Below are 22,272 nucleotides of genomic sequence, written 5' to 3' on the forward strand. Positions count from 1 at the left end.
TACGATGTTGATTTACTTATTTCGCCACGGACAGACGGTTTACAATGCGGACGGCGAGCGATTTTGCGGCTCGTCGGACGTCGGACTCACCGCGCTGGGGTGGCAACAAGTGAGAGAGAGCGCCACATTGGTTCGGGATGCACAAATTTCTAAGATATTTCATTCGGGTTTACGCAGGTCGTACGAGACCGCATCCGCTATTGCAGAGTTACATCCGCAACTTACGACTAAGTCGTTTGTCGAGGTACCTTCGTTTCGAGAAGTCGGATTCGGCGTGTTTGAGGGACTGACGCGAGCCGAGGCGGCGAAAATGTATCCGGACGTGTACGCAAATTGGCTCGTCCGCCCAGAAGAAGTGAGGATTCCGGAGGGAGAGGACCTTCGCGAGCGGCAGGCGGAGGTTTTAGCGGAGTTTCGCACGATAGCGGCGACCAACCAATCAGAGGACATCGCCATCGTGGCGCACAACACCATCAATCGCCTTTTGCTTGCAGCGCTGATGGGAGCTGACGCTGGGGCGTATCGCACACTCGTTCAGAGAAACGCATGCTTGAACGTCATTGAGATCACTGAGAATCAGGATGTGCGCATTCACGCTATCAATGTGGTGCCAGAGGTACCAGTGGCGGCGCCCGTCATGTAAACGGCTTATTTTCGCTGTCGTTTAGAGCGTGTTCTAAACATCGAAGACGCGCCTTGTGTGGTAAAATACCGTCAAGAAATCGACAAACATCAATACTCGAAGTGATGGTCCACCTGAACTTGAGAGCAGGCTGGCATGTGAGAGAGGAACGTTAGGATGGCTGAGCAAGTAGCGTTGGGCATAGATGTGGGTGGAACAAATGTGAAAGTCGCTTTTGTGAAAGAAGATGGAACTGTATTGGCGCAGGGTTCCATCCCGACGGATCCGGAACGTGGCCCGGAGCAGTTCGCCACTGGGGTTGCCGAGTACGCGAAAGCGCTGGCAGATGACCATCGCCTGCCGTGGGAGAGTGTGTTCGGTGCGGGCGTCGGCCTAGCCGGCTTTCTGGATGTGGAGAAAGGTTGGATTGAGGAATCGGTCAATCTTCACTGGTACGACGTCCCAATGGGGGAGTTGCTGGAGAAAGCGTTGGGCAAGCCGGTTCGGATGGACAATGATGCGAACGTTGCGGCCCTGGGTGAAGTGTGGCTAGGTGCTGGGCGTTCCTCGCGAACTGCACTGTGTATCACGCTCGGAACCGGTGTGGGTGCTGGAATTGTGATCGACGGTCGCATACACCGCGGCGTGTCGACGATGGCGGGGGAAATCGGCCACATTCAAATCAAGAACGACGGTGAGCTGTGCAATTGCGGCCATCGCGGTTGTCTCGAGACGTTGTCGTCGGCAACGGCTTTAGTGCGCCATGCAAAAGAAGCGGGACTCGTCGGTCAATCAGGGGATTTAACAGCAAAAGAAGTGTTCGATCTCGCCGATGCCGGCAACACAGTCGCCCAGTCGGTGGTTGCGGACATGATTCGCTGGCTGGCTTTAGGCATCTCCGTCGGCGCCAATCTCCTGAATCCGGATGTCATCGTCATCGCGGGCGGTGTCGTCAATGCGGGCGACTCTTTGATCGAGCCACTTCGAGCGGCCTTCCAAGAAGAAGCGCTTCTGCGCGTGGCTCGCGCTTGCAACATCGTTCCGGCGACACTCGGTTCGCAGGCGGGCGTCCTCGGGGCCGCGCGACTCGTGTTTCAGTGAGTGATGGCGATTTGCACATACAGAATGCCAGGTCGGGCGCAGGGACGCCCGACCTGTTTGGTCAGTGAATGAATTCCTGCACGCGATCATATACGTCTTCGGGTGACAGGCCGTCCGCCGAAATCACTGGTACGTTGTTGACGACTGTTTGGATGCCCATTACATTTTTATCGGCGCCGGTGATCACGATGGCACACACGCCCGGTTGGGAGTGCTGGTCTGCCGTCATGTCCACTACCTGACATCCACGTTCTTCGAGGTATTGCTTGACAGGAGTCAGCCCTTGTTCCACTGCAACAGACTTCATCGACATCGCCTCCATGACAGGAATCAATCGGGTACTGGGATATTGTTTGTATTCTGGCCATCAATATTCGGCGGATGATTTGCGCTTTGTGCGTGTCGGGCGGTAATCTGGATACAAGTTTGGACGAGGAGGAATACATATGGTCGTGTTTCATATGATTTATGGATTTCTATTGATACTCCTAGATATCGTGGTGACCATCTGGGAGATCACAAGTCGTAACGGCGCTCCACGTGGCCTACGTGGTGCGGCAATTGGTCTCATGGATCTACAGATCATCATCGGGATTATCACCTGGATTACCGCTCGCCCCGCGCCGTCGTTCGTGTGGCATCCAATCTTCATGGTCGTCGCGATTATCATCGCGCACATCTTTACGGCCAGCCGCCGGAAGAAAGCCTCACGCGTCACCGGTTGGGTTGTCACAGACGTGTTGTTAATTCTCGGGGCGTCGTTATTCCACGGGTAACGGGTAATCGCGGCGAGTAGAGGAGGACACAAACGCGGTGCACACACATTGGGAGTACGATTCGATTTGCCCACATTGTGGGCGTACCAACCACGTTAAGGCCCCTGCTGGTGAACATGTCGTTCGTGTCTGCTGTACGCACTGCGCACACGGCTACGAGTATACACACGTAGTCCAACAGTTTAGTGAAGTCGTGGATAGTGACGAAGAGAATACGTAAAACGAGCTCGCAATCGGTTCTTTAGCACCCTCAGTCAGCACCTTGGCTGGGGGATATGCAGGTTGAGGAGTTACTCGGATGGTTTCGCGTACTCGATGCGCCCGCGGCCCCTCTGTTATTGGAACGTACAGTCAAGCGGACGCGCCGCCGCAGCCGGTGGTTAGCCGCTTCGTCATATTCCAGACTCGCGTTGTACCGCGAAGCGTTTTTAGTGATGTGCCGCAAACGCAACAGGATGGTGAGGGACACTATCAGGGTGACTTGTACGCGGACAGGCTGCCAAATCAGGGCACGCTGGAAGTGTTTGACTCTGGTAAATTGACGAGTATCATCGTTCCGGGAGCCACTTCGTTCACACTTTTTACAAGTGGGGACAACGTTTCCTTCTTGAAGAAAATCGTCAGCCAGGATTTACCCCGCACATAACAAGCCCGGGGGGCGGGTAGGCTAGATTTCGCAAAGGGGGATGATACCGTGAGTCGAGAAGAACACCACGAAACGCTCTCAGGCTTGGGGTTTTACTTTGAGGCTGAGGACCTGCCCATTGTAAATCAGTATCAAGGGGACTGGACTGTCACGGGGCCGGAAGAAAAGCCGGAGAATTATTGGATCGTGACGACCGATGGAAAAGGTCACGCCATCACGGGGCATCCAAGCCCGCAAGAAGCGCTTGACTGGGCTCGTAACAACGGTTGGCTGCCGGCCTACGTGGCGCCTTACGGTCGATATGTCGAAGGGGAGCTCGATGCGGTTCAATTGCATGACTGGATTGCACGCGGCCGCCACGACAGGAAACACCACCGGGACGTTCATTGAGATCGAACGGTAGCGGGAAAGAGCTTCTGTTACTAGCAAGACTCTCCAACGACAAACAAGAGATCTCCTAGTAGAATCGATACCAAGATAACTTTCGGTCATGTGTATCGTTCTTAAGGAGCTTTTTTCGTATGGTTGAGATGCTGCAAGTTCAGATCAGACATCCCGGTGTCGCCCTCACCGAGAAGGAGAGAAAGCTCGTCGACAGCTTGGTGCAGCGCATCTGCGTCCATCATGTGCGCCGTCGACTCACTAGGCCCTTTCGTATCCGACGGTCGCTTGTCGACTCAATTCACCTGCTCGTCAATCAAGACGTCATTGTCGAAGACGGACTGACGGACGATGAGGCTCGACTGATCATGGACGATTTGGCGAGCGACATTCGGCAGACGCTCGCGTACTGTGACGTGTCGACCGAAGAAGTGGTTCTCACAGCCAAAGCATAGGTTTCGGGCTTAGCGTCTACCGTGATACAATGGGAGCGAATCACGGAGGAGGCGCTTTTTGCCCATGAAGCTTCATATTTCTCTCTTTCAATTACCTGACGGCATGTATGTGGCCACGTGCGCGGAAATCCCGATGTGTCAGGTGCTTCGACAGAACAAAGGACACGCGATTCAGGACGTCAAAAAAATGGTGCAAAAATTTCTTCAAGAGCGTGCTGAGAACGGGCGGCCTTTTATACCGGAATTGCGCGAGTTTGAGGTTGAAAATATTACCGTAGATGATTGATTGACATCGGCCTCTAACCTTGGTATATTAATAAGCGTTCGCTAATCGCTTGGGTCATTAGCTCAATTGGCAGAGCATCCGACTCTTAATCGGCAGGTTGAAGGTTCGATTCCTTCATGACCCACCAATATATCGCGGGGTGGAGCAGTTGGCAGCTCGTCGGGCTCATAACCCGAAGGTCGCAGGTTCAAGTCCTGCCCCCGCAACCACTTGGAGCTGTGGTGTAGAGGCCTAACATGCCTGCCTGTCACGCAGGAGACCGCGGGTTCGAATCCCGTCAGCTCCGCCAATCAGCAAAAGAGGGTCCACGAAAGGGGGCCTTTTTTCGTTGTACCCGGAGACAAAGCGTCGAGCGACGCCGCGGGTAATTTCGGAAAAACGGGCGGATGCCCTAAGCAGCCCTGGACCTTTGGCCATAGTGTATATCGATGCTGAACACAAGAGGAGGATGCTTCATGTACGGTGTATTCGGTGGCTATACGCGTTGGGCAGTTGTGTTTCTAATCATCTTCGTTCTGTTCTTCCTGTTCGTTCCTGCCGCACCTGTAGCAGCAGCGAGCTGCTGCTAAACGTACTTTCGTTGATTCAAGGCTGATAAAGCGCTACCCGTCAACAGGCGGTGGAACGAAAAATGGACCTCGCGCGATGAGCGAGGTCCATTTCACGTGTTTGTAGGTTACGCCTTCTGAAAGGAAGGGTCGGCGAATGGATGTGCCACCCAGCCGGCCGGATCGATAAAGAGGCGAACAGCCACCACTTTGCGCTCGTCGGTGAGCGTAAAGAAGTGAGGATTGCCTTCTGGGACGGAAATGACGTCTCCGGGTTGGAGAATCACATCGAAATATCCGTTACTTCCCTTGATGACGAAGATGCCACTACCCGCGGCGATAGCTCGCACTTCGTCCTCTGTGTGCGTGTGAACCTCTTCAAATTTCTTCAAGAGTTCCTCAAGGTTTGGATTGGCGTCGGAAAGAGAGATGAGGTCCCATTTTACATAGCCCCGCTCAGCGCTCAAGTCCTCGATGTCGGATTTTAGCGCTTCGAGGATCTCCTCTTTTTGTTCATCAGTAAGGTCGTACTTGTCTTGCAGGTGACTCGGAATGACGCTGACATCCCAGTGATTGTAGTAGACGTCGTTTGCCGTCAGAAAAGAACGAACCGCTTCTTCACCTTCAATGAGCTCGCCAGTATTTCGAACGCGAATTGTAGCCACAGGCCAACCCTCCTAAAGCCCAATATTGACAAAACACATGTGTCTAGTTGTCGATTAACGTCTATCTTAGTGAACCACAGCGCATTTGTCCATGATATTGTGTGCAGTTCTGAAGGTTCGATAAAATTTGAATCATACGGAGTTATCCACTGTTTCAACAGAGTTATCCACAGAAATGTGTGGATAAGATTGTGTGTAATGTGTGAATTGGTTGTGGAAACATACTCTGTCCATCGCTTGATTCCTGTTTCGTACTGTACAATACGCTATACACCCCACCGGGCGATATGCCATGATGATCTCGAAAGCAGACTGGGAGGAGTGGAGGCTTCAGATGATAGAACCTAACGCACAGATGGTGATTGCTACGTACCGCGTGGTAGATCACCAGAAGGCCTTGGAGAAACGCGCCGAGGGCATAGCCATCGGTTTAACGATAGGGAGCTGGACGGAACTGCCGCAAACCCGTCATCAACAGGTTTCTGCACACTGTGGACAAGTTCAGGGGATTCGCGTCGTCGAAGAGGTTGCTGACGGGCGGGTGGTCGCTGAGATCTCGGTAGGTTATCCACAGGCGAACTTCAACGGGACGTTTGCGGCTCTTTTGACCACGGTGTTCGGGAAGCTGTCGATGGATGGAGAGATTCGGTTGGTCCGGCTTCAAATTCCCGACGAGCTCGCTAGGCAGTATCCCGGTCCGAAGTTTGGTGTGAGTGGGTGTCGAAGTCGATATGGAGTCGTCGAGCGCCCACTCATCATGAGTATTTTTAAAGCGTGTGTCGGTTTAACCTTGCCAGAACTCGTCAGCCAGTTTGAGGAGCAGGCGCTTGGCGGTGTCGATCTCGTCAAGGACGACGAAATCTTCTTCACTGAGGCGTACGCCACGCCGGAGTCGCGCGTGGTGGCGTACAGAGAGGCGGCGCGCGCCATCGCCGAACGCACGGGGCGCGAGACGGCGTACGCGGTAAACCTGACCGGACCTGTCCATCAGTTGCGCGAGCGCGCACGACGACTGTCCGAGCTTGGTGCGGGTGCGCTGTTGGTCAACATCGTGGCATACGGCTATGACGTGGTTGCTGACTTGGCAGCTGACGAGGACGTGAATGTGCCGATTCTCGCTCACCCCGCGGTGTCTGGCGCACTCTACGGCGGCAATACATACGGCGTCGAGGCGGACATCGTACTAGGGCAACTCGCTCGAATGGCTGGGGCAGATATGGCGATTTTTCCATCGATGTACGGGTCCGTCACCCTCGGGCAGACGGCGACTGAACGCCTGATCGCGCACCTTCGCAGCGACACTGTGCACAAGCCGTCGCTTCCGGCCCCGTCAGCGGGGATTTACCCAGGCCTCGTCCCGCAACTGTACGCCGACTTTGGGAATGATCTCATTGTGAACGCAGGCGGCGGAATTCACGGTCATCCACAAGGGCCCGCGGCGGGTGGGCAGGCGTTTGTCGAAGCCATCCGCGCCGTCCGGTCTGGCAGTACGCTCTCGGAGGCCGCCAAGCACAGCGAAGTCCTGCGGATTGCGCTACAGAAGTGGGGGACCAGGGATTGACTGTACGTGTGATTTGTGATTTCGACGGAACGATCGCGGAAAAGGACATGATTGCCGCGATTATGCGCGAGTTTGTACCGAGCGAAGCAGAGCCGATCATCCAGGACGTCTATCGCGGTAAGAAGTCGGTTCGGGTCGGCGTGGAGGAGATGTTCCGCCTGCTTCCGTCGGCGCGCTTTGAAGATGTGGCGGCGTTCGCAAAGGCGAATACGATCGTGCGTCCGGGTTTTCAACAGTTTATCCACACCTGTGGAAAACTGGGGTGGAAAGTCACCGTCGTCAGTGGTGGCTTCGATTTTTTTGTCCACCCAGTTATCCACAGCTTATCCACACCTGTGGATATCTACTGTAATCGGCTGGATTTGAGAGGACCGCGTTGCGAGGTCGAGTGGGCGGTCCCTTGTGATGCGACCTGTGAGGGTGGCTGTGGATTGTGTAAGCCGAGCGTGATGCGCAGCTTGGACGACGGACAGACCTCGTTTATCGTCATTGGGGACGGTGTCACCGATTTTAAGGCGGCGCGGGAGGCAAATTACGTCTTCGCGCGCGCACGATTACTGGAGCTCGTTCGAGAACAGGGTATTCCAGCATCGCCATTTGATACGTTCTACGATGTCGATGGCGCGATTCAGGACGGAGGATCGAGTTTATATGATTACATTTGAAAAACAGGCGCAGACCGTGGTGTCCCTGGCGCAATTCTGCAGTGACAAGGGCTGGTTACCTGCGACAAGCGGGAATCTCTCGGTACTCGTCGACAGAAATCCGCTCGCCATCGCGATCACGCGCAGCGGTGCGGACAAACAGCGCCTACACGTCGAAGACGTCCTGCTCATCGACGACAAGATGCAGGTTCAGAGTGGCCTTGATGGCTACCGGCCATCCGCAGAGACGAGCGTTCATATCGAACTGTATAAAAAGTTTTCGTGCGGTAGCATTTTGCATGTACACACGGTGTTTAACAATCTCGTCAGTGAACTGTACGGCGACGTCGGGGCTGTACTCGTGCGTCGACACGAGTTGTTGAAGGCACTCGGCCACTGGGATGAGGACGCAGAGGTTCGCATTCCCATCGTCCCCAACTACGCAGATCTGACTCGCCTCGGAGAAGCCGTCGCCGAAGCGGCCACGGCTGACGTTCCGGCTGTATTGGTCCGCAATCACGGGATCTATGCCTGGGGTGAGACAGCACAGGATGCGCGCCGTCATCTGGAAGCCGTCGAATTCCTGTGTGAATACCTCTATCGCCTTGGCGTTTCGCGGGTCGTTGGATAGAGGACTGCCATTCGGGCGTGACAGGGATGGCCAATGGGATGCGCGGGGTAGAGAGCGTAGAGAGCGCACGGACGCCCCTGAACATAAGGCGCTGCGCTCTCCTGCCGCTATCAACCGATCAGCGGACGGACACGTGGTACTGCTGTAACCATTCGTTGGTCTCGTAGAGGTAGTGGAACATCTGAGCAGTGCCCATGATTTGACCGAACCAAGGGCGATGCTCTGTCGGATTGTGGCTGAGTGCGGCGAGTGCCCGCAGCGCGTTCTCGTCGATAAACGGGTGGATAGGGGACGTCTTGTCGTCGAGCATGGCGAGTGCTTTGTCGCGGACCAGCGCAAGGTAGTCCGGGTTCGGCGTCGACGGGTATGGGCTCTTTTTACGGTACAGCGCATCTTCCGGCAGGTATCCTTCCATCGCTTTACGGAGAATGCCTTTCGTTTCGTTGCCAACCGTCTTCATGTCCCACGGGATATTGAACACGTATTCGACTAGGCGGTGATCACAGAAGGGGACGCGGACTTCGAGTCCGGAACCCATACTCATCCGGTCCTTGCGGTCTAACAGCGTCGGCATGAACCGCGTGATACTGAGATAGCCAATCTCGCGGATCCTCGCCCCGCGGGCGGATTCCCCGGCAAGGCGAGGAACCTCGTCGAGCGCCTGTGCGTATCTTTGTTGAACGTAGTTGTGTGGTTGGATGAGCTGTTTTAGTTCATCTGACATGATGTTCACCCGCTCTTGCAGGCGCAGAGACCATGGGAACGTGTCGGCCGTAAGCGACTCTTCGCGGTGGAACCAGGGGTACCCACCAAACACTTCGTCAGCGGCCTCCCCGGAGAGCGCCACCGTGACGTCTCGTTTTACCTGCTGACAGAACAAGAACAGCGACGTGTCGATGTCCGCCATCCCCGGCAAGTCGCGGGTGGCTAGCGGGTGCAGGAGATGCTCCGCCAAATCGGGCGTGTCAAAAATGATACGATGGTGAACGCTCCCAATGTGCTCGGAGATGCGTTGTGCCCACGGGCCATCCAAACTCTTCTGAAACGCGTTGGCTTGGAAGTGTTTTTCCATGTCTTTGAATTCGATTGCGAACGTGTGCAGCGCGTCGCGGCCTTGCTGTTGAAAGTACCTGGCAGCGATGGAGGAGACGACGCTGGAGTCGAGCCCGCCAGAGAGGAACGTGGCAATTGGGACGTCGGAGATCAGTTGGCGCTCGACGATGTCCACCATCAGTTCCCGCACCGTTTGGATGGTCTTTTTGAGCGAGTCGGGGTGTTCGTAACTGCGAAGTTTCCAGTATTGACGGGTGGTGATTTTATCGGGTGTCCCAATGAGGACATACCCGGCCCGCAACTCTTCCACGCCTTCGTAGATCCCTAGACCAGGCGTCCGCGCAGGGCCGATGGCAAATATTTCGGCCAAGCCCTCTGCTTTGACGACTGGATGAATAGAGGGATGTGAGAGGAGGGCTTTCAATTCGGAACCAAATACCACACCGTTTCCTACACGGCTGTAGAAGAGCGGCTTTACACCGAGGCGGTCGCGCGCCATAAACAAACGATGGTTGAATTCGTCCCAGATGGCGAATGCAAAGATCCCGTTAAACTTCTCGACACAAGCCTCACCCCACGCCACATAAGACACGAGGACGACTTCGGTGTCAGAGTACGATTGAAACTTGAAGCCTAACGCCAACAGCTCTTTACGAACGTCTTCCGTATTGTAAAGTTCGCCGTTATAGACGAGGGTGTACGCTTTATCGCCGAAAGATCTCGTCATCGGCTGAAGTCCCCCGTCGGGATCGACGACGATGAGGCGACGGTGCGCAAAGAGCGCGTGTGGATTTGACCACAATCCAGCCGTGTCTGGTCCTCTCGAATACAGTGTCTCGCCCATGCGTTTTACGGTCTGTACCTCACCAGTCAAATCGCGAGACCAATCCACCCAACCTGCAATTCCGCACATGAACTTATCCTCCCCACTGTTGTCTCTGTTCACTTCAGGCCCAGGCGCCCAAAACATCCCCATACCCTATGCAGTGGGCTTTACAGGTGTGAAAGGAATCACGGCGTTTGGTCGGCGTTCATGATCTCGCGCACCAGCTGTGAGAACCATTCTCGACGAATGGCCTCGGCACGCGTTTCGATTTGTTCATATGTCGTCTTGTCGGGGAGTTCTGCAAAGAGCGCTCGGCTCGGGCCACCTAAACGGTCGTTAGTGTTGACTTCGAACAGCCAGACTTGACCTTCTGGGCTCAGTCCGTAGTCCACCCCAACCTCATCAAACGAGGCGTAACTATCCAATATTTCACAGATCCGCAAACTGCACTGTTTCAACCTTTGCTGCACGCGCGATTGTTTCGATCTCTTCGGGTAGAGCACATTGAGCACCTCGCGCGTGGGAACCACTTCGCCGTGCCCGGTGCCGAGATTGGACACGAGGCTTCCTTGTGCGGCGACGCGAGCGAGCGATCCAGCGAATACCCAGCGACCGGATTCGCGCTGACACAATACGCGAATATCAAACGGCCGATTTCTCCATGTTGCAACTGGCGCCGCCTGCTGTACAATCGTGGCAGTGGGATCGTATATGAACCGAAGGCCCTGAACGAGTTGTGCGATGTGTCGATATCGTTGTGCAAAACCCGTTTGGTGGCGCAGAACCCATCCCTGGTCGTCGGCCTTCTCAAACTTTGAGATCTGATGGCCGCCCCAGGTGTTAATTGGCTTCACGTACCAAGCGGTGTGCTTGTTTAAGTCAACAGTGGTACACTGGCTTAACAGTTTTGTAGAGGGTAGTTTCAGTCCCTGCACGACATCGTGCGAAAGCGCGATGTGCATCTGCCATTTGTCCAAGTACATGCGATTCAAATCGATTTGTCCGCGCGTCACCCGATGACCTCCTTTGCGCTCGTGTCAGCGTATGCGCTCGGACCTACCAGTGCGCCAACGACCAGGCCCAGAGGAGGATGACCGGATGGCGGTCTACAATGTGACAGAATACTTGGCAACAGACATGCTCGCATCCGCAGAGGTGCGGCGCTTTTTAACCTGTTCTTGCCAACAATGCGCCAATGACGTGCTGGCGATGGCCTTGAACCACCTCCCCACCCGCTACGTCTCCACGGAGCAGGGAAGCGTGTACGTAAAGGCGGACTATCTTCATCCTCAGTGGCAGTCGGATGTGTTGGCGGAACTGATTCGCGCGGCTCAGCGGGTTGCGCTTCAACCGCACCACGACAAACTAGGGACAGAAGGAGCTTGACGCAATCGTGCAAACCGGTGCATCGGACGAGGACTTTATGCGCTTGGCACTTGTTGAGGCGAAGGCGGCGGGTGCACAGGGAGAGGTGCCGATAGGGGCCATCGTCGTACGCGACGGAGAAGTGGTCGCCGTGGGATCGAACTTGCGTGAAACGTGGCGCGATCCGACGGCACACGCAGAGCTCATCGCCCTGCAGGCAGCCAGCCGGCGACTCGGGACCTGGAGATTGACAGAGTGCGACTTGTATGTTACATTAGAACCCTGTCCTATGTGTGCTGGTTCCATCATGTTGGCCCGGATTCGCCGTTTGGTCTACGGTGCCGACGACCGGAAGGGTGGAGCAGTCACTTCAAAACTCTCCCTGTTGGAACCCGGTTTATGGAATCACACACCAAACATTACATCTGGTGTTTTGGCGGAAGACTGTGCTAATATATTGAAGGAATTTTTCAAAGCTGTTCGCGAACGGCGAACAAATCTTTGACAAGGTTTCTTGCATTGTGGAGAGATGTCTGAGTGGTCGAAAGAGCTCGCCTCGAAAGCGAGTAGCTCTGCAAGGGGCTCGTGGGTTCGAATCCCACTCTCTCCGCCACACACTGCGTATGATGTGCCTCGTGCAGTTTAGATAGACGCGATAGAACGTGATGTCTGACCAAGACCTGACTGGGTCCCATGCGGCGAAAACTTCCGAACCGTGTCAGGTCCTGACGGAAGCAGCACTAAGGGAGACCTTTCGGGCGACGTGGGCGTGCCTAGTCGGGTCTTGGTCAGACGTCACGTGTAAAGTCGGCAGGCTCTTTATAGAGCCTGCCTTTTTCGTGTTGCAGGGAAGTCGCCCGCCGGGCGCGCGCGTCCAATGTCGACGAGGTGGATAGAACGGTGTGCGCATTGCGGACACTGAAGAAAACGGGACGCGATACACGCTGCGTTTCACTATGGGTTGGGATAACGGTGGGGATCAATGTGTTTCTCGACGACCGACGACAGGAACCCGACGGCTTCACGTTGGTGAAGCGTTATGAGCGATGCGTTCGGTTGCTCGCAGGGGGGCAGGTCGACAAACTTTCATTGGACTACAATTTGGGGAAGGGCGAGAAAACCGGACTCGACGTCGCAAAATGGATGGTGCAGCACGACAGATGGCCCCGTGAAATCTACATTCACTCATCTAATTTCCTCGTTCGGCAAGCGATGGCCAGATTTTTACGACAACATGCACCTGCGCACGTCGTCATTCGCAGCAGATCGCTCTCCGTCGGCGTGCAAGCACTGGTCGTATTCGTTGTCGCGGGTGGAATTGGCTGTGCGTTGGGAGCCCGTGCGTATGCGTTTCAGGTGGCCACCACGTATTGGCCCAACGTCTGGGGCTCAGGACTTCTGATGGCCGTGGTCGGCCTAGCGCCCTGGTTCGGCTGGGTCGCGACGCGCCGACCTCAAGGCGGAAAAAGGGGGTAGCGGCGGAGCTCGGCGCCTGCACAGCGACGTTTTGTCGGAAGTTGTCGAGTTACTGGAAGTTTTGTCAACCGGGAGGATTTCTACCTTTCTGTCAGAAATAAATTCCGTACATAGAACTCTTCAGAACTCTTCAAGGGGACTGGTGATGAGTATGAAACAACAGCATCCTATATTTTCTGTTGAACCAGACCTGTTACCCGACACACAGCTCCTCAATGCAGGGATTCTATACTTGGCCAAAGATGGTAGTATGGCGGTCTTAAACGATATTTCAGCTGAACTCATCGGCATGCCGCAAGCGACGGGATCCATCGTCCCAATCGACATGGCGCTTTCGGAAGACAGCGACGAATACCAGGTGCTTCAACACATCATTCAGACGGAATGCGAATATCGCGACGCGGTCGTTCGTTGGGAAGTGGGCACCGACGTGCGACACGTGCTCATGGATACGTTCGTGCACCAATCCCAAGAAGGCCAAGTCTATGGCATGTATATCGTGATGAAGGACATGGGGAACTTTGCCGCGCTCGACCAGCAGACGCAGCGCGTTGAAAAAGTGGCCACGGTGGGCAAGGTCGCCGCCGGCATCGCGCACGAGATCCGCAACCCACTCACGACTGTAAAGGGCTTCCTGCAAGTGCTCGAGGGGCGCCTCCACAACGGGTTGATGGATGAAGAGATTCAGTATGTAGAAGTGATGATGAGTGAAATCGAACGCGTCAACGCGCTTGTGGCAGAACTGCTGTTACTGTCCAAGCCGACCAAGTTGGACAAGCGCACGTTCCCGATGGTGGAGTTGCTCCAGGAGATTCAACCTTGGATGCAGGCGGTAGCGCGAGACCACGGCGTGGAGTTCCTCTACGACGTCCCGGCGGATTTCACGCTCTTCGGGGACCGGGATATGTTGCGTCAACTGCTGCTTCATCTTATCAAAAACGCCATCGAGGCGATGGATGTCGACGGGAGTTTGTCGATTGGGGCGAGAATGGTGTCTGGTCGCACGGAAATCTACATCTCTGACACGGGCCCTGGCATTCCCTATTACCTCGTGGATAAGATCTTCGATGCATTTTATACGACCAAGGACAAGGGGACCGGACTTGGACTTGCGATCTGTGAGCGCATCGTGGCGGATCACGGCGGTAAAATCCTCGTCTCTTCCAAGGGTTTTGGCACGACATTCACTATTTCGCTGCCGGGTCCTAGCCAGCAAAGCGCAAAATTATTCCTCCACAATCAGGCGCACTCTCTTCTGTCGTAACCGACGCGCACGTATCGTCGCTGTTTCCTGGAACCTCCTATCGTAATGGTTGGTCGCGTCCCTCCCGCTGTGGTACTGTAAAACCTAGAGGGAGGGACGTCTGTGTCCTACCAAGCACTCTACCGAATTTGGCGTCCTCAGTCGTTTTCCAATCTGATGGGACAACCGCATGTGCGGCAGACTTTATCCAATGCCATTACATCGGGCAAAATAGCGCATGCCTACCTGTTTTGTGGCCCGCGCGGCACGGGCAAGACCAGTGCAGCCAAGTTGTTCGCGAAAGCGGTCAACTGCGAGCATCCAGATGGGGCTGAACCGTGCAACGCGTGTAGTGCGTGCGTATCGATTACGAACGGATCGAATGTCGACGTCGAAGAAATCGACGCGGCGTCAAACCGGGGTGTCGATGAAATCCGCGAATTGCGGGACAAGGTTCATTACGCGCCGACGACCGTCAAACGAAAAGTGTACATTGTGGACGAGGTTCACATGTTGACCACGGAGGCGTTCAACGCGCTTCTCAAAACGCTGGAGGAGCCGCCGGCCCATGTTTTGTTCGTCTTGGCGACGACGGAAGCACACAAGATTCCGGGGACGATTGTCTCGCGGTGTCAGCGCTTTGACTTTCATCGCATCTCCACGGAGACGATCGTAGAGCGGCTGCAAGAGGTCGTGCAGCACCAGGGGTGGGCCTGTGACGCGAGCGCTTTGTGGAAGTTGGCCGAAGCGGCAGATGGCGGGCTGCGCGATGCGCTCGGACTTTTGGAGCAGGCGGCTGCGTTTGGCCAGGGGACCATCGACGAGGCTCAGGTAGCGAGCGTCATCGGCGGCGTCGACACCAAGGCGTTGCTCGAACTGGTCGGAGAATTGCTCGACGCGTCGTACTTGGCAGCGCTTGATCGGATATCGTCGTGGTATGCAGGGGGCAAAGATGCGAGTCGCATCGCATTCGACTTATTGCAAGTGCTGCGCGATTTGTTTATTGTCATGCTATCTCCGAGTGACGACGCCTTGCATGGGAAGCCAGTCGCTCCGTATCGAGTGATCACGCAGCGGGCATCCTGCAGTGCGGACTGGCTCATAAACGGCATTTCGAAATTAGGCGAGTTATACACGCAGCTTCGCTATGTGGAACAACCTAGACTGGCACTCGAGGCGAGTCTGTTGTCCATCGCTACCGCACCGAAGGCAAATGCGACGGTGCCATCGCACACAGGGGGATCTCCCACACAAGTTCCTCCTGCAGCGGCGGCCGGCACGTCAGCCGGGCAACCGACGCAGCAAGCGGCATCGCAACCTGCGGAGCCTGCAGCTGGCGCGCCGTCGGTGCCGGAGGCGGGCGAGGCGACCGACGAGGCCATTGCACGCCGCCGCAGGGCGCGGGCTGCAGATAAGCATGCCGCCGCAGGGCGCAAGCGTGAGACGTTGGAGCGGCTGTACGCCGATAGGAATCCCGCTTTGGAACATACGGTTCGCGAACGTTGGGGCGATGTGCTGCACAAAGTGAAGCAGGATCGCATTCAATCGCATGCGTGGCTGATGCACGGCGAGGTGGCCATGGCCACGGATTTCGCCGTAGTCCTGTCGTTTGGCAGCCGCATTCATCGCGAGGCGGTGATGAAGCCGGCGGATAGACAGGTGATAGAATCGGCCATCTCCGTCATGGTGGACCGGGAGATGCAGATCTTTGCACTCTTAAAGGAAGATTGGGATGAATTCATCGCATCGCTTCAAGACGAGGGCGATACGGGGGAGCGTGCTCCTGAACAAGACCTTGTGGAGCGTGCAAGGGCGCTGTTTGGCCCAGATAAAGTGATTGTAGAAACCAAGGAGTGACGACGATGAAAAATATGAATCAGTTGATGCGGCAAGCGAAGAAAATGCAGGAAGATATCATGAAGGCGCAGGAGGCGCTGGGTGAGCGCTCTGTGGAAGGCACTGCTGGCGGCGGGGCGGTCAAGATGGTGATGAATGGGCACAAAGAACTGTTGTCTGTAGCAATCAGCCCGGACGTGACCGACGATGTCGAGATGCTGCAGGACCTCATCCTCGCCGCATTTCAAGACGCACACCAGAAGGTGACGGAACTGACCGAGTCGGAGATGGGGAAATACACAAAGGGCATGAACATCCCGGGATTGTTCTAACATGTGGGGATATCCAGAACCTGTTTCGCGCATGATTGAGCAGTTCATGAAGCTGCCGGGCATCGGGCCGAAGACAGCGGCCCGACTGGCGTTTCACGTGATGGAAATGGACGAGGGCGACGTCGACGAATTCGCGAAGGCCTTGAAGGATCTCAAGACCGGTTTGACCGAATGTACCACGTGCTGCAACATCACGGAGAAAAGCCCTTGTTCCATCTGTTCGGATGCACGGCGCGACAAACTCGTGATTTGTGTCGTCGGGGAGCCGCGCGATGTCGTGGCGATGGAACGGACACACGAGTACAACGGGACGTACCACGTATTACATGGCGCGATTTCGCCGATGGAAGGGATTGGCCCGCAGGACATTCGCATCAAGGAACTCGTCACCCGAATCGGTGAGGAGGACATTGACGAGGTCATCCTGGCGACCAACCCGAACGTCGAAGGCGAGGCGACCGCCATGTACATCTCTCGACTGTTGAAGCCCTTCTCCCTCAAAGTGACGCGCATCGCGCACGGTTTGCCAGTCGGGGGAGATTTGGAATACGCCGACGAGGTAACGCTAGCAAAGGCGTTAGAAGGACGTCGAACGATTTAGCCCGGCGCGCTGCAACGTAGTAGTCTCTCTGCTTTCAACCAATTGCATAGTCATAATTCGCCTCCTTGCCGCCTATGATCTATTAAGCTTTGGACAAGGAGGCTATTTTATGACGTCGTCCGAATCACCGATGGAGGCGCAGGTTTCTCGGGTGCCACACGCCAGTGTACCCAATCCGCACACCGCTGCCCTACATCCAAGCCACCAACTCGATTTGTCTCAATTGGACAAGGCTGCACTTCTAACGGAGATCTTGAAGAGTCGCCGCGAGCTGATGATTGCCAGACAGCAATTTGAGCAAGTTTCTGACCCTCTACTCGTCGATCACGTCGTGTTTCGCATCGGCGCCGCGGAGCGGCAACTCAATTTTTTGTTCCGGCTGGCGCGAGAAAACGACGTATCGTTTGATGGGATGCAGTGGGAATGGCGAGACGAGACGTGGCGCATCGATTAGAGGAGGGAATTCCGTGCATATTCCGGCCATGTGGCTGTGGGTCGGCGTCATTGTCGTCGTCGCCTTTCTAATTGGACAGTTCTTTCGAAAACCTGGGACTGTAGCATGGATCATCCTGAGGAACTGCGCCCTTGGCTGTCTGTTTGTGTTCGCGGTCAACTGGGTGGGCACCTACGTCAACTTTCACCTGCCGTTTAATCCTGTCACGGCGCTCACGGCCGGGTTTTTAGGATTACCGGGGGTAGCTGCGCTCGTCGCGCTCAAGCTGTGGGTCCTTGCAGGGTAGTTGACCGCTTTTCACGGCCAACTACCTTCTGTGTCTTGTCCTCGTAGGTTGCGTGGGCCGTTGGTTTCGGTTGATGCGTTGACCGAACTTCACGAGATATCTTCCAACACCCGGGACGGAACGCAGCTCTTCTTTGCGAAGCGTGCCGGACCGAATGATCAGGAAGAGGTAGACGATGGCCCCTAAACCACTGGCAATCAGGAACTGCAGGACGTAGACGAGGCGCTTCTCCCCGAGTAAAGACGTAAGGCCCATATGCAACAGCAGGTTGACTACGAACAGGAACATCACGAGAAACAGCGATGCCACGAGAAATGGCAGCATGATGCGCCGCACGGAAAAGTGCGCCTGCCCGTACTTCTTGACGGCCATGATGTTGAGCGCGGACGAGAACAAGTAGCCGATGGTCGTGGCCAATGCCGCGCCGATGACCGAATGCAGGGCCAAAATCAGCACAAAGTTGAACAGGGTTTTCACGGCTACGCCGATAAACATGTTGCGGACAGGCCGATACATCTTGCCAAGGCCCTGCAGGATGTACGTCGAGATGAGCTCCAGGCTCGAGAAGATGCTCATGAATGAAACGGTCGAAATGATCGACCATCCAGCCGACGCCCCGAAGATGGATTCGTTGATGGGCCGGCTCAACACGAGCAGTACGGCGGCCGTTGGAAAGCTGATGAGAAACATACTGCGTAGCGTAAAGACGATGCTCTCTTGGACTTTGGCCTGATCTCGTCTCGCCTTCGCGGACGAAACGGTTGGCAGCACGGCGACGCCGATCGCATAGGCGAACGCCATCGGCAACTGTACTAAATACATAGCCTGACGAGTAAGGATACCGTAGTTTGTGGTAGCCTCCTGAAACGTCTGGCCAACTGTTTGTAACAAATTTGTGACCGTCCAGGAATCGACTAAGTTTGCGATGGGGACGACGAGACCGCCCAGGCTGACTGGAATGGCCAGACGGTACACCATCCGTAAAATTTCCCCGTCGCGAAATGGACTCTCTTCGTATCCGTAGGCCCGCTCAGCGCGCCGGATCGGCCGCACGGCCGCGATCAACAGGATAAGGCCTGCGACCCCGCCGACAAACCCGCCAAATGTCGCCGCGGCGGCACCATCAATGCTCTTGCTCATCCCCAACCGATTGACCACCAGATAAGCTCCAACGACCATGGCAATGACCCGGAACAACTGCTCGACCGTCTGCGAATACGCTGGCGCGGCGAGGAGCTGGAACCCTTGAAGATATCCACGAAGGCCACTCATCGCAGGAATCACGAGCAGCATCAGAGACACCGCGTGGATGGAAGGGACGTTCTGGGCGAGGGACGCCTTTGGGTTCTTAAACGAGATGAGATGCGCAAATAAAGGAGCTCCAAACCACATCAACAAGAACGCGATCACGCTGAACACCAACAACGACCGCATAGTCACACGATAAATATGTTCAACGACGGCCCGGTCATCGGTGGCTCGTCGTTCACTTACAAGTTTGCCCATAGCAAGTGGGAAGCCACTCGTCGCAAGCTGCTGAAGGATGTTGTAGACAGAGTACGCATTTGAGTAGATGCCGAGACCGGCGCCGCCAATTAGCGCCGTGACTGGGATGATCCACACAAGGCCCAAAACCTTCGCGAGCGCGACACAGACGACGTACAAAGAGGCTCCACGGGCGAGGCTCGACGAATCTGTTCGACTCACCTCTCCACCTCCGTTTCGACAAGCATTATAGCATAGCGGCTGGCCGCGAGGCGGAGGACTTCACGCGTGCGCCTGAAACAATGGCGAGCCTTGCTCATAAGGTGATGTGAAGACCGGGGGTGGGCACGCGTGATATTCAGTATTCTGACGATGGTTGCCCTCGCTGTGGCAGCAAACTCGGATAACGCGGGGATTGGAATTCATCAAATTTGGTAGGCACGTATAGACAAGAGCAAATAGAGTCAAAATAAAAGATAGGTTATCAATGTTCCGTAGAGCGTCATAGGTAGGTGAGTCCGGTTTGGAAACCCATCCCAAGGAAAATTCATCGTGTATCATCTGTCACCAGGGGAAAGACCATGGCATTCGGATTTGCGGTCAATTCATCTGTAGCGACTGTGAGCGCGATATCGTGCACTCGGATGTCCGAGACGAAGTTTATCAACACTACGTGAATGAAATGAAGCGGATTTGGTGGTCAGCGTTGACGCTGGGTCACTAATGTGCCGTTTGTGCAGCCTAGACGAGTTCGCCGTGAACCAGATCTCGATTGCACATTGGCAGAGTTGCGACAAAGCGGCTGCGAGGAAGTCACGCGCTTCTTCGCAGCCGCTTTGTCACGTCTTTGCGAGATGTCGGCGTTGCCTGCTCGAGGGGAGCACCGCTATCATAAGAGAGATATCAATTCAAAAGTAAGGAAGACAATCCTTTGCCGGATCAACAGCCTGAAACACCCATTATCGACGCACTTCTCGCGCACGCCATGCGCGAGAAAGTATCGCTTCACGTACCAGGGCACCACCAAGGCCGGGCGCTGCCTGCACCGCTTCAACAGTGGCTGGGCCAGGCGACCAAGCTCGACGCCACAGAGTTAACAGGGCTCGACAATCTACATCACGCCGTCGAGTGTATTCGCGCCTCTCAACGATACACCGCAGAGCACTACGGCTCACAGCGCTGTTTTTATAGTGTCAACGGGGCCACCGCTTGCGTCATGGCCGCGATTGCCGCTTGCGTTCAGTCGACAGGCAAGGGCACGGTGCTGATGCTCGGCCCCTGCCACATCAGTGCGTGGCGAGGGCTGGTGTATGCGGACGCACAGGCACTCTTTGTGCCGAGCCCTTGGCGGGAGGACCTCTCCACCTTTGGCCCGCCGGATCTGCGCCAGTTGGTCGACGTCCTGGCGGAGGAAGACGACATAGCGGCGGTGTTTGTGACGTCCCCCACCTATCAGGGGGTGGTTGCACCCGTGAAGGAGATGGCCCACATCGCCCATCGCCACGGCGTGCCGGTGATTGTCGACGAGGCGCACGGAGCGCATTTCGGGCTCGTTGAAGCCTTGCCAAGGCACAGTGTGCAGGAAGGCGCCGACGTCGTTATCCAGAGCCCGCATAAGACCCTGCCTTGTCTGACGCAGGCTGCTTGGGTCCACTTGAAGGGGACACTCGTCGACGAGAGGGTGCTCGAGGAGCGGCTTCTCTTCCTCCAAACCACCAGTCCGTCCTACCTCCTCTTGGCCTCCTTAGACGGTGCCCAGGCGTGGCTGCGAGGGGAGGGCCCACGAGAGGCGGAAAGGACGCTTTTGCGCCTCCATCGATACCGGAGTGCAAAGGAGTTGGACCTGGTTGTCGACCCCATGCGGTGGTGGATCCCGACGGGATCGGCTAGTCGCAGTCGGCAGCTCGACGAAATGTTGCAGTCCCGCGGTGTCTTCACAGAGTTTGCAGACGCTCTTGGGGTCCTCGCCATCTTTGGATTTGCCCAACCGGATTACGAATATCAGAGGTTCTTCGGCGTCTTACAACAGTGGCGGGAAGATGAGGTCGCCGCACCTTCCGAACTTGCTCCCGTGAACGCTATCTACCAGCTCGCGAATCGGACGAGGACGCTCTTGCGACCGCGGGAAGTGGCGAAACGAAAGCGCGTGTCTGTGCCGCTGGCACACGCGCAAGGGCGTATTCTCGCGGCTCCGGTAGCGCCTTATCCGCCTGGCGTTGCGGCGCTGTGGCCAGGGCAGGAGATCACTGGAGAGCAAATCGCTTGCCTCACTGAGTGGATTTCGCATGGCGGAGTCGTGGTCGGAATCGACGATGGAGAGCAGTTGGAGGTCATAGAGTGAGAGAACGCGGTTTATTTATCACGTTTGAGGGCATTGATGGGGCAGGGAAGACCACTCAGGTCAATCGGTTGGCGAGCGCCCTCCAGGCCGCCGGAGTGGATGTCGTGTGCACGAGGGAGCCAGGCGGCACGAAGCTCGGCGACGAGATCAGGGCGCTCCTGTTGAGTAGAGACAACCAGGGGATGACGCCGCGGACGGAGGCGTTGCTGTACGCCGCCTCGCGGGCACAGCACGTCGAAGAAGTCATCCTGCCGAGCCTGCAAGCCGGGAAAGTGGTCCTCTGCGACAGGTTTGTCGACGCCTCCATCGCCTACCAAGGAGGCGGGCTCGGCCTCGGCGAACAGGCTGTGGCGGGACTCAATGAATTCGCGGTCCATGGCGTGATGCCCGACCTTACAATCATGTTTGAGCTCCCTCTCGAGGACGCTCGGACGAGGCTCTGCCAGTCGCGTGGCAGGGGCCAACTGGACCGCATCGAAGCTCGCGACGCCGCATATTTTAGTCGTGTCCAAGCCGTTTTTGCGAAGCTTGCACAAGCGGCGCAGGAGCGAATCCACATGGTGGATGCCCGCTTGCCCGTGGATGCACTAGAGCAGGAAATTTACCATATTGTATGGAAATACATCAAGACTCCAAAAAACCTTGAACGGTAGGTGGA

Annotated in this window: 28 protein-coding genes, 4 tRNA genes and 1 other RNA gene; 28 read left to right on the forward strand and 5 right to left on the reverse strand. The window is 55.9% G+C overall.

The annotated features are described in order from the left end of the window. Nucleotides 1-4 precede the first annotated feature (4 nt). Nucleotides 5-643 carry a histidine phosphatase family protein gene (locus tag NZD89_RS01160; RefSeq protein WP_268006049.1) on the forward strand — a complete coding sequence of 213 codons (639 nt, stop codon included), beginning with the start codon at nucleotides 5-7 and terminating at the stop codon, nucleotides 641-643. Between the two features lie 156 nt (nucleotides 644-799). Continuing rightward, nucleotides 800-1,723, forward strand: coding sequence for an ROK family protein (locus NZD89_RS01165; RefSeq protein ID WP_268006050.1), 924 nt, complete (start codon nucleotides 800-802; stop codon nucleotides 1,721-1,723). A 61-nt stretch (nucleotides 1,724-1,784) separates the two neighbouring features. Here the strand turns inward: NZD89_RS01165 and NZD89_RS01170 are convergent, their stop codons facing one another. Continuing rightward, nucleotides 1,785-2,030, reverse strand: a complete 246-nt coding sequence (locus tag NZD89_RS01170) for a YkuS family protein (RefSeq protein WP_268006051.1) — start codon at nucleotides 2,028-2,030, stop codon at nucleotides 1,785-1,787. A gap of 139 nt (nucleotides 2,031-2,169) precedes the next feature. Between NZD89_RS01170 and NZD89_RS01175 the strand changes: the two genes are divergently transcribed. From NZD89_RS01175 to NZD89_RS01215, 9 genes are all read left to right on the forward strand, one after another. Beyond that, complete coding sequence (locus NZD89_RS01175) at nucleotides 2,170-2,499, forward strand: hypothetical protein (RefSeq protein ID WP_268006052.1); 330 nt, start codon at nucleotides 2,170-2,172, stop codon at nucleotides 2,497-2,499. A gap of 37 nt (nucleotides 2,500-2,536) precedes the next feature. After that, complete coding sequence (locus NZD89_RS01180) at nucleotides 2,537-2,719, forward strand: hypothetical protein (protein ID WP_268006053.1); 183 nt, start codon at nucleotides 2,537-2,539, stop codon at nucleotides 2,717-2,719. 78 nt (nucleotides 2,720-2,797) lie between these two features. Continuing rightward, nucleotides 2,798-3,145, forward strand: a complete 348-nt coding sequence (locus NZD89_RS01185; RefSeq protein WP_268006054.1) for a hypothetical protein — start codon at nucleotides 2,798-2,800, stop codon at nucleotides 3,143-3,145. A gap of 48 nt (nucleotides 3,146-3,193) precedes the next feature. After that, nucleotides 3,194-3,535 (forward strand): hypothetical protein, encoded by a 342-nt coding sequence (locus tag NZD89_RS01190; protein WP_268006055.1) that lies wholly within the window; start codon nucleotides 3,194-3,196, stop codon nucleotides 3,533-3,535. 131 nt (nucleotides 3,536-3,666) lie between these two features. Beyond that, on the forward strand, nucleotides 3,667-3,981 hold the full coding sequence (locus NZD89_RS01195) for a hypothetical protein (RefSeq protein WP_268006056.1): 315 nt from the start codon (nucleotides 3,667-3,669) through the stop codon (nucleotides 3,979-3,981). Between the two features lie 64 nt (nucleotides 3,982-4,045). Continuing rightward, nucleotides 4,046-4,267, forward strand: coding sequence for a hypothetical protein (locus tag NZD89_RS01200; RefSeq protein WP_268006057.1), 222 nt, complete (start codon nucleotides 4,046-4,048; stop codon nucleotides 4,265-4,267). A gap of 51 nt (nucleotides 4,268-4,318) precedes the next feature. Next, a tRNA-Lys gene (locus tag NZD89_RS01205) sits at nucleotides 4,319-4,394 on the forward strand. 6 nt (nucleotides 4,395-4,400) lie between these two features. Continuing rightward, nucleotides 4,401-4,476 (forward strand) — tRNA-Met (locus NZD89_RS01210). A gap of 3 nt (nucleotides 4,477-4,479) precedes the next feature. Continuing rightward, a tRNA-Asp gene (locus tag NZD89_RS01215) sits at nucleotides 4,480-4,556 on the forward strand. A gap of 387 nt (nucleotides 4,557-4,943) precedes the next feature. On the opposite strand, the gene NZD89_RS01220 is transcribed toward NZD89_RS01215, so the two are convergent. Further along, nucleotides 4,944-5,480 carry a 1,2-dihydroxy-3-keto-5-methylthiopentene dioxygenase gene (locus NZD89_RS01220; protein WP_268006058.1) on the reverse strand — a complete coding sequence of 179 codons (537 nt, stop codon included), beginning with the start codon at nucleotides 5,478-5,480 and terminating at the stop codon, nucleotides 4,944-4,946. 334 nt (nucleotides 5,481-5,814) lie between these two features. On the opposite strand from NZD89_RS01220, the gene NZD89_RS01225 reads away from it, so the two are divergent. Genes NZD89_RS01225 through mtnB form a run of 3 tightly spaced genes read left to right on the forward strand, consistent with a single transcriptional unit; the run spans nucleotide 5,815 to nucleotide 8,316 of the window. After that, nucleotides 5,815-7,041: a 2,3-diketo-5-methylthiopentyl-1-phosphate enolase gene (locus NZD89_RS01225; RefSeq protein ID WP_268006059.1), complete on the forward strand. Its 1,227-nt coding sequence runs from the start codon at nucleotides 5,815-5,817 to the stop codon at nucleotides 7,039-7,041. Continuing rightward, nucleotides 7,038-7,706: an MtnX-like HAD-IB family phosphatase gene (locus tag NZD89_RS01230; protein ID WP_268006060.1), complete on the forward strand. Its 669-nt coding sequence runs from the start codon at nucleotides 7,038-7,040 to the stop codon at nucleotides 7,704-7,706. Before NZD89_RS01225 ends, NZD89_RS01230 begins: the two co-directional genes overlap by 4 nt. Next, complete coding sequence (mtnB, locus tag NZD89_RS01235; RefSeq protein WP_268006061.1) at nucleotides 7,693-8,316, forward strand: methylthioribulose 1-phosphate dehydratase; 624 nt, start codon at nucleotides 7,693-7,695, stop codon at nucleotides 8,314-8,316. The genes NZD89_RS01230 and mtnB overlap by 14 nt, the downstream gene beginning before the upstream one ends. Before the next feature lie 118 nt (nucleotides 8,317-8,434). Here the strand turns inward: mtnB and asnB are convergent, their stop codons facing one another. After that, complete coding sequence (asnB, locus tag NZD89_RS01240; RefSeq protein ID WP_268006062.1) at nucleotides 8,435-10,282, reverse strand: asparagine synthase (glutamine-hydrolyzing); 1,848 nt, start codon at nucleotides 10,280-10,282, stop codon at nucleotides 8,435-8,437. Between the two features lie 98 nt (nucleotides 10,283-10,380). Beyond that, nucleotides 10,381-11,208 carry a YheC/YheD family protein gene (locus tag NZD89_RS01245; RefSeq protein WP_268006063.1) on the reverse strand — a complete coding sequence of 276 codons (828 nt, stop codon included), beginning with the start codon at nucleotides 11,206-11,208 and terminating at the stop codon, nucleotides 10,381-10,383. An 85-nt stretch (nucleotides 11,209-11,293) separates the two neighbouring features. Here NZD89_RS01245 and NZD89_RS01250 point away from each other — a divergent pair, with 85 nt between their 5' ends. From NZD89_RS01250 to NZD89_RS01300, 11 genes are all read left to right on the forward strand, one after another. Next, nucleotides 11,294-11,581, forward strand: a complete 288-nt coding sequence (locus tag NZD89_RS01250; protein ID WP_268006064.1) for a late competence development ComFB family protein — start codon at nucleotides 11,294-11,296, stop codon at nucleotides 11,579-11,581. 4 nt (nucleotides 11,582-11,585) lie between these two features. Continuing rightward, complete coding sequence (tadA, locus tag NZD89_RS01255) at nucleotides 11,586-12,065, forward strand: tRNA adenosine(34) deaminase TadA (RefSeq protein ID WP_431308745.1); 480 nt, start codon at nucleotides 11,586-11,588, stop codon at nucleotides 12,063-12,065. An 18-nt stretch (nucleotides 12,066-12,083) separates the two neighbouring features. Next, nucleotides 12,084-12,173: transfer RNA gene (locus tag NZD89_RS01260), tRNA-Ser, on the forward strand. Nucleotides 12,174-12,242: 69 nt separating this feature from the next. Next, an RNA gene (gene ffs, locus NZD89_RS01265) (signal recognition particle sRNA small type) lies at nucleotides 12,243-12,342 on the forward strand. Nucleotides 12,343-12,460: 118 nt separating this feature from the next. Continuing rightward, nucleotides 12,461-13,036, forward strand: coding sequence for a cyclic-phosphate processing receiver domain-containing protein (locus NZD89_RS01270; RefSeq protein ID WP_268006066.1), 576 nt, complete (start codon nucleotides 12,461-12,463; stop codon nucleotides 13,034-13,036). A 145-nt stretch (nucleotides 13,037-13,181) separates the two neighbouring features. Then, a complete protein-coding gene (locus NZD89_RS01275; RefSeq protein ID WP_268006067.1) occupies nucleotides 13,182-14,300 on the forward strand; it encodes a two-component system sensor histidine kinase NtrB in 1,119 nt (372 codons plus the stop codon). A gap of 102 nt (nucleotides 14,301-14,402) precedes the next feature. After that, nucleotides 14,403-16,136, forward strand: a complete 1,734-nt coding sequence (gene dnaX, locus NZD89_RS01280) for a DNA polymerase III subunit gamma/tau (protein ID WP_268006068.1) — start codon at nucleotides 14,403-14,405, stop codon at nucleotides 16,134-16,136. Nucleotides 16,137-16,141: 5 nt separating this feature from the next. Further along, nucleotides 16,142-16,447: a YbaB/EbfC family nucleoid-associated protein gene (locus NZD89_RS01285; protein ID WP_268006069.1), complete on the forward strand. Its 306-nt coding sequence runs from the start codon at nucleotides 16,142-16,144 to the stop codon at nucleotides 16,445-16,447. A 1-nt stretch (nucleotide 16,448) separates the two neighbouring features. Then, a complete protein-coding gene (gene recR, locus NZD89_RS01290) occupies nucleotides 16,449-17,048 on the forward strand; it encodes a recombination mediator RecR (protein WP_268006070.1) in 600 nt (199 codons plus the stop codon). Nucleotides 17,049-17,157: 109 nt separating this feature from the next. Next, nucleotides 17,158-17,502 carry a DUF2508 family protein gene (locus NZD89_RS01295; protein ID WP_268006071.1) on the forward strand — a complete coding sequence of 115 codons (345 nt, stop codon included), beginning with the start codon at nucleotides 17,158-17,160 and terminating at the stop codon, nucleotides 17,500-17,502. Nucleotides 17,503-17,515: 13 nt separating this feature from the next. Beyond that, nucleotides 17,516-17,788, forward strand: coding sequence for a pro-sigmaK processing inhibitor BofA family protein (locus NZD89_RS01300; RefSeq protein ID WP_268006072.1), 273 nt, complete (start codon nucleotides 17,516-17,518; stop codon nucleotides 17,786-17,788). Between the two features lie 21 nt (nucleotides 17,789-17,809). Here the strand turns inward: NZD89_RS01300 and NZD89_RS01305 are convergent, their stop codons facing one another. Further along, entirely contained in the window at nucleotides 17,810-19,495 is a 1,686-nt protein-coding gene (locus NZD89_RS01305; RefSeq protein ID WP_268006073.1) for a putative polysaccharide biosynthesis protein, read from the reverse strand. A gap of 301 nt (nucleotides 19,496-19,796) precedes the next feature. Between NZD89_RS01305 and NZD89_RS01310 the strand changes: the two genes are divergently transcribed. The 3 genes from NZD89_RS01310 to tmk all read left to right on the forward strand — a co-directional run bounded on the left by NZD89_RS01310 (nucleotide 19,797) and on the right by tmk (nucleotide 22,267). Beyond that, nucleotides 19,797-19,997, forward strand: a complete 201-nt coding sequence (locus tag NZD89_RS01310; protein ID WP_268006074.1) for a sigma factor G inhibitor Gin — start codon at nucleotides 19,797-19,799, stop codon at nucleotides 19,995-19,997. A 207-nt stretch (nucleotides 19,998-20,204) separates the two neighbouring features. Continuing rightward, entirely contained in the window at nucleotides 20,205-21,614 is a 1,410-nt protein-coding gene (locus NZD89_RS01315) for an aminotransferase class I/II-fold pyridoxal phosphate-dependent enzyme (RefSeq protein ID WP_268006075.1), read from the forward strand. Continuing rightward, entirely contained in the window at nucleotides 21,611-22,267 is a 657-nt protein-coding gene (gene tmk / locus NZD89_RS01320) for a dTMP kinase (RefSeq protein WP_268006076.1), read from the forward strand. Before NZD89_RS01315 ends, tmk begins: the two co-directional genes overlap by 4 nt. Nucleotides 22,268-22,272: the final 5 nt, after the last annotated feature.

The sequence above is a fragment of the Alicyclobacillus fastidiosus genome (assembly GCF_026651875.1).
GTDB classification, from domain to species: Bacteria; Bacillota; Bacilli; order Alicyclobacillales; family Alicyclobacillaceae; genus Alicyclobacillus; species Alicyclobacillus fastidiosus.